The sequence below is a fragment of the Burkholderia sp. ZZQ-2 genome (assembly GCF_050768715.1).
Lineage (GTDB): Bacteria > Pseudomonadota > Gammaproteobacteria > Burkholderiales > Burkholderiaceae > Burkholderia > Burkholderia cepacia.
The window spans coordinates 38410-49937 of the sequence record NZ_LDVA01000321.1 but is presented as its reverse complement, the minus strand read 5'-3'; the positions used below and the strand labels follow the sequence as shown (position 1 = coordinate 49937).

The following is an 11528-nucleotide window of genomic DNA, read 5'->3' as shown; positions in this document are numbered from 1 at the left end:
TCGAGGATGGCCGGGTTCTCGAGCGTGGACGTGTCCTGCGTGATCGCTTCGCCCTTGGCGAGCGAACGCAGCAGGCGCCGCATGATCTTGCCCGAGCGCGTCTTCGGCAGGTTGTCGCCGAAGCGGATGTCCTTCGGCTTCGCGATCGGCCCGATCTGCTTGCCGACCCAGTCGCGCAGCGTCTTCGCGAGCGCCGCGGCCTCCTCGCCTTCCGGACGCGCACGCTTGAGCACCACGAACGCGACCACCGCCTCGCCCGTCGTGTCGTCAGGACGGCCGACCACGGCCGCCTCGGCCACCAGCTCGTGCGAGACCAGCGCCGATTCGATCTCCATCGTGCCGAGCCGGTGGCCCGACACGTTCAGCACGTCGTCGATCCGGCCCATGATCGTGAAGTAGCCGGTGTCCTTGTCGCGCACGGTGCCGTCGCCGGCGAGATAGAGCGTGCCGCCGAGTTCTTCCGGGTAGTAGCTCTTCTTGAAGCGCTCCGGATCGCCCCAGATCGTGCGGATCATCGCCGGCCACGGGCGCTTGACGACGAGAATGCCGCCTTGCCCGTTCGGCACGTCCTGGCCGGTTTCGTCGACCACCGCGGCCATGATGCCCGGCAGCGGCAGCGTGCACGAACCGGGCACGGTCGGCGTCGCGCCCGGCAGCGGCGTGATCATGTGGCCGCCCGTCTCGGTCTGCCACCACGTATCGACGATCGGGCAACGCTCCTGGCCGACGTGCTTGTGATACCACATCCACGCTTCCGGATTGATCGGCTCGCCGACCGTGCCGATGATGCGCAGGCTCGACAGGTCGTAGCTCTTCGGATGCACCTTGTCGTCGGCCTCGGCGGCCTTGATCAGCGAACGGATCGCGGTCGGCGCGGTGTAGAACACGCTGACCTTGTGGTCGCCGATCATCTTCCAGAAGCGGCCGGCGTCCGGCCAGGTCGGCACGCCCTCGAACACGACCTGCGTGCCGCCGCAGGCGAGCGGGCCGTACGTGATGTACGTGTGGCCGGTGACCCAGCCGATGTCGGCCGTGCACCAGAACACGTCGGTGGGCTTCCAGTCGAAGGTCCACTTCATCGTCTGCGCGGCCCACAGCAGGTAGCCGCCGGTGCTGTGCTGCACGCCCTTCGGCTTGCCGGTCGAGCCCGACGTATACAGGATGAACAGCGGATGCTCGGCGCTCACCCATTCCGGCTCGCAGGTGTCGGATTCGGCGGCCGTCAGTTCGTGCATCCACAGGTCGCGGTCGGCATGCCAGTCGATCTTGCCGCCGGTGCGGCGATAGACGATCACGCTCTTCACCGCTTCGCAGCCGCCCAGCGCGAGCGCCTCGTCGGCGATGCTCTTGAGCGGCAGCGTCTTGCCGCCGCGTGCCTGCTCGTCGGCCGTGATCAGCGCCGTCGCGCCGACGTCGACGAGCCGCTCGTTCAGCGACTTCGCGGAGAAGCCGCCGAACACGACCGAGTGGGTCGCGCCGATGCGCGCGCAGGCCTGCATCGCGACGATGCCTTCGATCGACATCGGGATATAGATGACGACGCGGTCGCCCTTGCCGATGCCGCGCTTCTTCAGCGCATTCGCGAAACGCGACACGCGGGCGAGGAGATCCGCATAGGTGACGCGCGTGACGGTGCCGTCGTCGGCTTCGAAGATCACCGCGACGCGCTCGCCGTTGCCGGCTTCGACGTGACGGTCGAGGCAGTTGTACGACGCGTTGAGCTCGCCGTCGTCGAACCACTTGTAGAACGGCGCGTTGGACTCGTCGAGCACTTTGGTGAACGGCTTGTGCCACGCAAGGCCCTCGCGCGCGAGGCGCGCCCAGAAGCCTTCGTAATCGCGCTCGGCCTCGGCGACGAGCGCCCGATAGGCCGGCATGCCGGAAATGGTCGCCGCCTGCTCGAGCGCCGCGGGCGGCGCAAACTGGCGGGTTTCGTGAAGAACCGATTCAATCGTGGACAAGCGTGTCTCCATGCGTTCTTGGGATGCAGGGCTGCTGTTCGGGAAAACGCAACATGCGTGCCAGCATCAACGATCGATGCGCGCATTCGGCGGAAGTCGCGGCGCACCGCGCGCGTTTCGGGCGATCCGGTCGAACGGGCGACGGGGTGGATACCGTCAAGCCGAAGCCGGCCGTTCATAAATGCAGCACATCGTGTTGCAGTCCTCAACAGGTGGCGCGCCGGGGAAGGTGGTCGGCCGCTCGATCCGGAGCGCGGTGGGGTGACCTGGCGGCGTCAGGCGATCAGCGACCGAAGCGCCGGTGCGTGCCCGAACTGTCTGATCCGTTCGAGCGCCGACACTTCGATCTGGCGAACGCGTTCGGCGGACAGGTTCAGTTGCCGGCCGATCTCGCGCAGCGAATACTCGCTTTCGACGTCGATGCCGTACCTCAAGCGGAGAATCCACGCTTCACGTGCCGGCAGGCGGTCGATCAGCGCCGCAACCGCCGCGCGAAGCTGGCGGGCGCTCGCGGATTCTTCCGGGGTCGGCGCGGCGTGGTCGATCGCGACGTCGCACAACGTGAGGTCGTGATCGGGCGAAACGGGCAGGTCCGCGGAGATGGGCTCGCGCACGATATCCATCAGATCCCGCACCTTGTCGACCGGGATCCGCATCTGCGCCGAGAGCGTCGGGGCGCCGGCAACCTCGCCGGTTCGTTGCGCATGCGTTCGCGCAAGGCGGGCCAGCTTGTTGATCGCGTCGACCGTATGCGCGGGCACGCGGATCGTGCGGCCCTGATCGGCGATCGCATGCGTGATGGCCTGCCGGACCCACCAGGTCGCGTACGTCGCGAATTTGAAGCCGCGCCGGTGATCGTAGCGATCGACGGCCTTCATCAGGCCGAGATTGCCCTCCTGGATCAGGTCGAGAAACTGCAGGCCGCGATCGGGATAGCGCTTGGCGATCGACACGACGAGCCGCAGATTGCTCTGGAACAGCTTCGTTCTCGCGGGCTGCATCGCGCGCTCGATACGCGACAGTCGCGCGTCGATCGCGATCGCGATGTCGAGCGGCAGGCTCGACTCGCCGGCGAGGCCGGCGAGCGCGGCGCGTGCTTCGATCAGCGCCGGCGCGCGGCGGGTGAGGGCAGCGGCACGGTCGGCATGCGCGGCGATGCAGTCGGTCATCCATGCGCGCACGTCGTCGCACGGCATGAAGAGGTCGCGGCGCGGCGAATCGGTGCGTATGCCCGATTCGACCAGGATGTCGACGATGCGCTGCTCGAACTTGCGTGCTTGCGTTGCACGGTCGCGAATCGCGCGGCCGATGCGCTCGATCGCACGCGCGGTGAAGCGGATCCTGCCGGTCGACGCGACGGCCTCGCGAAGCAGCGCCCGGTAACCGGCCGACGCGAAACCGCCGGTACGCAATGCGTGCTGCATCCCGGCGGCCAGCGCGCCGGCGCGGTCGAGCGACGCGACGACGCTGTCGCGCCATGCCGGGCTGTCCGGCGCGCAGTCCGTGTCGTCCTCCCCCTCCGGTGATTCCATGGCCGAATCAGGCGCCGTTGCATTGCCGGGCGATTCCCCGGGCAAAGTCGCGGGCGCTTCATCAGGCGATTCGGCGTCGCCGACGAACCCCGTCACGTAGACCGATGCCGCCACCTTGCCGGCGCGGATGTCGCCGGCGATCGACGCGACGGCGTCGAGCGCAGCCGGGTCGCGGCTCAATGCGTCGATGCACGCCGCGCGCCCGTTTTCCAGATGAAGCGCGAGCGCGATCTCTTCTTCGCGGTCGAGCAGCGGTGTCGCGCTCATTTCGCGCAGATAGATGCGGACGGGATCGCTCGTGCGGGCCGCGAGCAGATCGGCGGTCGCGAGCGGGGCCGACGCGTCGGCGAGCGGCGACGTCGTGTCCGTCGCTCGCGCGAAATGACGATCGAGCGTCCATGCGCTTCGCGAGTCGACGTGCTCGCGTACCTCGATTCCCCATTCGCCGAGCATCGACGCGGCGGCGTCGAAATCCGCGCCGTCCGCGGCATCGTCGGGCAGCGCGTCGACGATTTCACCGCGCGTCACGTAGCCGCGCCCGATGCCCAGCGCGACCAGCGCATTCAAACGGTCCGTGCGCTCCGCGTTCGTGCCGCCGCGCGGCACGCCGTCGTGTTCGCGCCCGCGCCCGGGATCAAGCAAGCTTTGCATAGACGTTGCACCAGCCTTCGGCGGCAACCGCCTTGCCGCCGAACATCGGACACGTGCCGGAGGATTCGCCGGCGACGGCCTTGTAGAAGCGGCAGTTCGAGCACGTCTGGCCGGCCTGGTACTTCGGGAACTTGCCTGCATCGACGGTCGTCGCCTTCGCGCGGTAGCCGAGCGTCTTAGCGGCCGCGTCGTTTTCGTCGACGAGCGGCGCTGCCGCGAATGCGCCGGTTCCGGCTGCGAGTGCGGCACACAGGCCGGCGGTCTGAACGATGAAGGTTCTGCGAGTGCGGGAGATCATGTCGTTTTCCTGAATAAAAAAACCGGCCCCGCGCGCCGGGATGGCTTCCCGGCGCGGCGGTCGATCGAAGCGAAGGGAGAAAAGCGTTATTTGCGCGGACCGGCGACGAGCGGTGCCTTCGACGAGGTGGCGACATCGGCGGTCAGCTTGCTCTTCGACGCGTCATAACCGTTCGAATAGAGCAGGAACGCCATCAGGTCCTCGTATTCCTGTGCCGTCATCTTGCCGGGGCGATCGGCCGGCATGTTGTTCGACATGTACTGGAAGATGCCGCCGACCGTGATGTGCGACTTGCCCTCGGGCGCGAAGGATTCCCCGCTCAGCGCAGGGGCGGTATTGCCTTCGAGCTGGTCGCCGTGGCATTTCGCGCAGGCATCGGTATAGAGCTTCTTGCCGTGCTGTGCCTGCGCATTGTCGAACGACGGCACGCCGTTTTCGTCACTCGCCGAGACCTTGATGAAGCCGCCCGTCGCGGGTGTTCCGCCGGCGAGCAGCACGCCGGTGCGCGAGTGCCGGGCCGACGCGACCGCGCCGTCGAGGAAGCGGCCGCGCGACGGCGTATTGGCCGCTTGAGCGATGTTTTCCGGCAGGTTCCAGCCGCGTGTGAGCGCGGCGATCCGGCCGTTGGCATTCAGCCGCGACAACGCCGCGTCGATGCGCTGCCGCAGCGCGTCCCGATCGGGGCCGAACGCGAACGCGAGCTGCCAGTCCGAGTACGGCGACGCCGTGGCCGCGATCCGGAACGGCTGGCCGGGATGCGCACGCCGGTACGCCACGACGCTCGGATACCAGACGATCGCGCGTTGTGCGCGACCGGTCGCGAGCGCGTCGATGGTCTGCTCGGATGTGTTCTCGAGATCGAAGCGGGCGTTCGTCGCCTGTGCCGCGATCAGTTGCGACGGGCTCGAGTACGTGGCCGCGATCGTTTCCTTGCCGGTGGACGGTGCATGCGCGTCGCGCAGCGTCACGCTGACGTAGCTGGAGCGCAGATACCCCTGCGAGAAACCCATCCGGGCATTCGATGCATCGGCGATCGCCGAGCGCGGGAAGCCGGCGATCATGTCGCAGTCGCGTTCGAGCGATTGCTTCAGTTCGGCGGCGGAGATGCCGTCGTCGCCGCCGTCGTCGTCCACGCCGCGCCGGTTGAACGAGGCGGCGATGCCGGCGGTTCGCAGCACTTCACGTGCGACCGACATGTCGAGGGCGGCGGTCGGGCTGCCCGGCAGCGTGCAGACGCGCACGCCGCCGGCCGCGGCGGACATCGGGGTCAGCGCCACGCCCGCGGCGAGCAGACTGGCGAGGGTCAGGGGAGCGAGTCGAGTTTTCATGGTCGTGCATTCCGGTTGAAACAGTGGGGGCGTCGCGCCCGGATCGGGCGCATGCCGGGCGCGACGCGCGTTCAGTCGAGCGCGAATACGTAGAGCGTGCCGCCGCGCGGAACGTCTTTCGCGACGTCGGCCATCGGGCCGCCCCAGATCGGGTTCGCGCCGCCGTATCCGGCGAGCACCGCGACATATTCCTTGCCGTCGACCTCGAACACCGACGGCTGCGCGATGATGCCGCTCGCGAGCTGCGGGCTCTCCCACAGCACCTTGCCGGTCGCCGTGTCGAAGGCATACAGGTGGCCGTCGAGCGAGCCGCTGAACGCAAGACCGCTCGCGGTGGTCGCGACGCCGCCGTTCCACGGCTTCTTCGACCAGTGGCCCCACAGTTTCTTGCCGGTGTTCACGTCGATGGCCTGCAGCTCGCCATAACCCTGGCTGCCCGGTTCAGGCTTGATCTCGAAGCCTTCCCCGAGATACGGCAGGCCTTCCATGTAGCTGACCGACTTGCCGGACAGGCTCATGCACGCGTGAAGGGAAGGTACGACCGCGATGTGGCGCGCGGGGTCGTACGACACCGACCACCAGTTCTTGCCGCCGAGGAAGCTCGGGCACGTGTCGATCGTCGTGCCGGCCTTCGGGAACTTCGACGGGTCCGCGATGGGCTTGCCGTCGGCCGTGTAGCCGGTGACCGACGTTGCCGTGACGAACGGCTCCGCGTAGATCAGCTTGCCGGTCGTGCGATCGATCGCATGGAAGAAGCCGTTGCGGTCGGCGTGAATGATCGCGTCGTAGTCCTTGCCTTTGTACTTGATGTCCGCGAGGATCGGCGTGTTGACGCCGTCGTAGTCCCACGTGTCGTTGCTCGTGTACTGGTAGTGCCACTTCAGGTTGCCGTTCTTCGGATCGAGCGCGAGCAGCGAGTCGGAATACAGGTTGTCGCCGGGACGCAGCGCCGCGAGCCACGGGCCGGGGTTGCCGACGCCCCAGTACAGCGTGCGGCTTGCCGCGTCGTACGTGCCCGTCAGCCAGGCGGCGCCGCCGCCGTGCGCCTGCATCCCGTCGGGCCAGGTGTCCGCGCCTTTTTCGCCGGGGCTCGGGATCGTGTAGCGCTTCCAGACCAGCGAGCCGTCTTCGGGGTTCAGCGCGGCGATGTACCCGCGAATCCCGTATTCGCCGCCGGAGGTGCCGACGATGATCGAGCCGTCCAGCGCGAGCGGCGCGAGCGAGAACGCATAACCGAGGCCCGGCTCGAACATCTGCTTCTTCCAGACGAGATTGCCCGTCTGCGCGTCGAGCGCCACGACCTCGCCGCTCAGCATCGCGACGTAGACGTTCTTGCCGTACAGCGCGACGCCACGGTTGACGACGTCGCAGCATGCGGTCTTGAACGATGCCGCGCCAAGCTTCGGTTCGTATTTCCACAGCTGCTTGCCGCTCTTCGCATCGAATGCGTAGACGTTGTCCTTCGGCGTGGTCACGAACAGGTAGTTGCCGTTGATGATCGGCGTGGCTTCGAAGCCCTGCTTCAGCTCGGCGGGGAACTTGTAGGCCCACACCTGCTTGAGTTCCTTCGCGTTCGACGCGTCGATCTGCTTGAGCGGCGAATGCGACTGGCCGTCGTAGGTGCGGTAGTAGGTCAGCCAGCCCGGATCGGTATGCGCATCGGTCAGCCGCTGGTAGGTCACGGCCGGGTAGTCCGCGGCCGCTTCGACGAGGCCGGGGTTCAGCGCGACGGCCGCTGCCGCCGCGATGCCGATCGTCGCCAGCCGGCTCGCTGAAGCCGAGAGTTTCTTCATGGTTGTCTCCTGAGTCATTGTGGTCGCACCGCCGCGAACGGTTCGTCGCGCCGGCACGGTGGGGATTCCGGGCCGAGTGCGCTGCCGTTCACGCAAGTCGCATGCCATCGCGGCGCGAAGCCGGTGTGACGCGGCACACGGGCGCATCGTGCGTCGTGCGGCGTCGGCGCGCGTCGCGCGCATGTGTCAACGAAGGTGTTGCATTCAGGTACACCCCCGTGCGCGCAGTGTTGCCAAACATGACAGGTGGCGCGGCTGGCACGGTTCTCGCACGCTGCTTCGCGACAACAGCACGCCGCGCGGTGCGGGGCACACCACGGCGAAATACAAGCATGGAGACGAATGAAATGATCAGGAGGCCAAAGGCAGCCGGAAAGGGCGGCGCGATGCGACGCGCGCGTCGCGCGCGGCACGGTGGCGCGATGCGTGGCGCGCTTCTCGGGCCGGCCCTCGGCGCCATCGCGCTGTTCGGCCTGTCGACGGCCAGCGCGCGTGCGCAGCAGCCTGCGGACGGCACGGCCGCGACAGGCGGCGCCGTGCCGCCGGCCGCCGTCGCGGTCGCGCCGGAAGTGCCGCAAGCGTCGCAAGCGCCGGCCGTCACATTGCCGACGGTGGTGGTCGTCGGCACGACGCCGCTGCTCGGGATCGGTACGCCGCTGCAGAAGGTGCCGGCAAACGTGCAGACGGTACGCGCGGCGGAACTCGATGCGCAGCACCGCGCGACGCTTGCCGACTTCTTCGCCGCGAACCTGCAGAGCGTGACGATCTCGGAGGCGCAGGGCAATCCGTACCAGACGGACGTCAACTATCGCGGCTTCACCGCATCGCCGCTGCTCGGTACGCCGCAGGGGCTGTCGGTGTTCGTCGACGGCGTGCGCGTGAACGAACCGTTCGGCGACGTCGTGAACTGGGACATCCTGCCGACGCAGGCAATCGACCGGATGCAATTGATACCGGGCTCCAACCCGGTGTACGGACGCAATACGCTCGGCGGCGCACTGGCGATCACGACGAAGAACGGCAAGTCGAACCCGGGCGGCGAAGCGGAGGTGTCGGGCGGCTCGTGGGGCCGCAAGACGGCCGCCATCGAGCAGGGCGGCACGATCGGCTCGAACCTCGACTACTACGCGACGGCGAACGTCGCGAACGACGGCGGCTGGGCCGACCACAATGCGAGCCGCGTGCGGCAGGCGTTCGGCAAGCTGCGCTACACGGATTCGGACACGACGCTGTCGATTTCCGCCGGCGGCGCCGACAACGCGCTGTACGGCACCCAGACGATCCCGCGTTCGTTCCTCGACAACCGGAAGCAGGCGTACACCTATCCCGACCTGAACCGCAACAGCGCCGGCTACCTGACGCTGTCGGGCGATCGTTTCTTCGGCGAGCACGTCGAGCTGAGCGGCAATGCGTATTATCGGCACCTGCGCAACACCAACATCAGCAGCAACAACAATACCGATTACGGATCGGTCGGCGACGACGGCACGGTCGACACGGTGCAGGGCACCAACGCGCAGTCGACGATCGTGACCGACAGCTACGGCGGCAGCCTGCAGCTCACGCTGCTCGGCAAGCTCGGCGGGATGGCGAACCAGCTGATCGCGGGCGTGGCGGCGGATGTCGCGAACTCGAGCTACGTCGCGTCGTCGCAGGACGCGTATTTCACCGACACGCGCGCGGCGATCGGCGTCGGTGACTTCGAGCCGCAGACCCGCGCGAAGACGCGCAACGCGAACCTCGGCGTGTACCTGAGCGATACGCTGTCGCTGACGCCGCACTGGACGCTGACGGTGTCGGGGCGCTACGACTGGTCGAAGGCGCAGATCGGCGACGAGAGCGGCGTGCAGCCGCTGCTCGACGGCAACCATACGTTCTCCCGGTTCAACCCGGCGCTCGGGCTCAACTGGAACCCGGTCGCGGGCTTCACCGCCTATGCGACGTACAACGAAGGGATGCGCTCGCCGACCGCGATCGAACTCGCATGCGCGGACCCGGCCGCGCCGTGCTCGCTGCCGAACGACTTCATCGCGGACCCGGCGCTCAAGCCGGTGATCTCGAAGACGTTCGAAGCCGGCATGCGCGGCCGCATCGGCGCCGCGACGACCTGGAGTGCCGCCGCCTACCGCACGACGCTGACCGACGATATCCAGTTCATCAGCAGTCCGGCAAGCGCGCAGGGTTATTTCCGCAACGTCGGCGATACGCGGCGGCAAGGCATCGAACTCGCGGGCCGCACGCGGTTCGGCCCGCTCGGTGTCGGGCTTTCGTACAGCTATGTCGATGCGACCTACCGGTCGTCGTGGACCGAGCACAGCCCGGCGAATTCGGCGGCCGACGCGAACGGCAACGTGGCCGTCAAGCCGGGGGACCATATCCCGGGCATTCCCGCGCACACGGTGAAGCTCCGGCTCGACTACGCGGCGACGCCCAGGTGGGATATCGGCGCGAACGTCACGTGGCGCAGCGGCGTGTATGCGCGCGGCGACGAGAACAACCAGGACGTGAACGGCAGGATTTCAGGCTACGTGCTCGTCGATCTCGACATGCGATACCGGATCACGAAGCGCTTCGAAGTCTTCGCGAGCGTGACGAACCTGTTCGACAAGCGCTATGCGAGCTTCGGCGTGCTGGGACAGAACTTCTTCAACGGGCCGAATCACACGTTCGACGGTGCGAATCCGGTCAACGAACAGTTCGTCGGGCCGGGCGCGCCGCGCGGTGCGTGGGTCGGCGTGCGCTACGCGTGGGATTGAGCTTTGCCCGGCTGCGTGCATTGCCGCGTCGCAGCCCGAGCGGCGCTCAAGATGTGCGCGACGGGCCCGGTCGGGCGAGCGGTGCCGCCGCGAACATCGCGGCCACGGCGCGGGCGATGCTGCGTGCCAATGCCGGGTCGCTTGCGAGGTGCCCGGCGCTCACGTGTTCGATCGCGGCCGCGGGCACGGCACGCGCGAGGCGGGTGACGTTGGCGGCCGGGCAGACGGGATCGTGCATCCCGTGCGCGGCGAACAGCGGCACGCCGGCCTGCGCCGCCCGGCGCGCGAGCGCGAGCACGCGGCGCTCGCCGAGCCAGCAGTCGTGTCGCAGGTAATGCGCCTGGATCCGGTACTTGTCGATCAGCCGGGCGACGGTCTTGTGCGAGCGGATCGCATCCGCGGGTGAGCGGCGCGGGTTCGGCGATGCGAGGATGGCGTTCTCGTACGCGTGCCACGCAAGCGCCACCGCTCGCTGCCGGGCCGCGCTCGCGCCGGGTTGCAGCCGCCGCGCGCAGCACGACAGCAGGCGATCCGGCTGGCTGCAGCCGGCCGCCGCGTACAGGCGTCGCCATTCGCGGGGCGCGCGCGTTCGCGACGTCGTGAACAACCGGCGGACTTCGCGTCGCGACGTCAGGAACAGCCCGCGCAGCACGACGCCGGTGACTCGTGCGGGATGTGTGCCCGCGTATGCAAGTGCGAGCGCCGCGCCCCACGAGCCGCCGACGACGCCCCAGCGCGCGATGCCGAGCTGCGCGCGCACCGCTTCGAGATCGTCGATCAACCGCGCGGTGTCGTTGTGGCGTGTGCCGCCGCGTGGTGCCGACGCGCCCGCGCCGCGCTGGTCGACGAGCACGACGCGCATCCGCGTCAGGTCGAACAGCCGCAGGATGCCGGCCTGGCTGCCGCTGCCCGGCCCGCCGTGCAGCACGACGACCGGATGGCCGTGCGCCGCGCCGGCGACGGAGAACGCGATCGATTGCGCGTCGCGGTGCAAGCGTCCGCGAACGGGCGCGGCGAGCGTGGACGGTGACGCCGGCGACGCGGGTCGGGATCGGGATCGGGATAGGTGGCGAATCGGGGCAGGCATCGTGTCGAATCGGTTCGGGGAATCGGTGCAATCGTCACGCGGCTGCACGGGTGTCCGGACGACCACTGTATTTGATCCACGACAAAGCCAGAAACGCGCCAGCCGCAAAGATCGGGATTCGC

The 11528-nt window shown here is 68.3% G+C and carries 7 protein-coding genes; 1 reads left to right on the top strand and 6 read right to left on the bottom strand.

Annotation, left to right across the window (positions count from 1 at the left end; all coding sequences use genetic code 11):
* The 5 genes from acs to ABY44_RS29645 form a co-directional block, all read right to left on the bottom strand.
* A partial coding sequence (acs, locus tag ABY44_RS29665) for an acetate--CoA ligase (RefSeq protein WP_431642936.1) occupies positions 1–1961 on the bottom strand: 1961 nt, incomplete at its 3' end.
* 275 nt (positions 1962–2236) lie between these two features.
* Entirely contained in the window at positions 2237–4144 is a 1908-nt protein-coding gene (locus ABY44_RS29660; RefSeq protein WP_060173725.1) for a sigma-70 family RNA polymerase sigma factor, read from the bottom strand.
* Positions 4128–4442 carry a high-potential iron-sulfur protein gene (locus ABY44_RS29655; protein WP_027790652.1) on the bottom strand — a complete coding sequence of 105 codons (315 nt, stop codon included), beginning with the start codon at positions 4440–4442 and terminating at the stop codon, positions 4128–4130. Before ABY44_RS29655 ends, ABY44_RS29660 begins: the two co-directional genes overlap by 17 nt.
* An 86-nt stretch (positions 4443–4528) precedes the next feature.
* Positions 4529–5770: a c-type cytochrome gene (locus ABY44_RS29650; RefSeq protein WP_060173724.1), complete on the bottom strand. Its 1242-nt coding sequence runs from the start codon at positions 5768–5770 to the stop codon at positions 4529–4531.
* A 71-nt stretch (positions 5771–5841) separates the two neighbouring features.
* Entirely contained in the window at positions 5842–7563 is a 1722-nt protein-coding gene (locus ABY44_RS29645; protein ID WP_027790654.1) for a methanol/ethanol family PQQ-dependent dehydrogenase, read from the bottom strand.
* Positions 7564–7910: 347 nt separating this feature from the next.
* On the opposite strand from ABY44_RS29645, the gene ABY44_RS29640 reads away from it, so the two are divergent.
* Positions 7911–10319, top strand: coding sequence for a TonB-dependent receptor (locus ABY44_RS29640; RefSeq protein ID WP_060173723.1), 2409 nt, complete (start codon positions 7911–7913; stop codon positions 10317–10319).
* 46 nt (positions 10320–10365) lie between these two features.
* Here the strand turns inward: ABY44_RS29640 and ABY44_RS29635 are convergent, their stop codons facing one another.
* Positions 10366–11406, bottom strand: coding sequence for an alpha/beta fold hydrolase (locus ABY44_RS29635; protein ID WP_060173722.1), 1041 nt, complete (start codon positions 11404–11406; stop codon positions 10366–10368).
* Positions 11407–11528 lie beyond the last annotated feature (122 nt).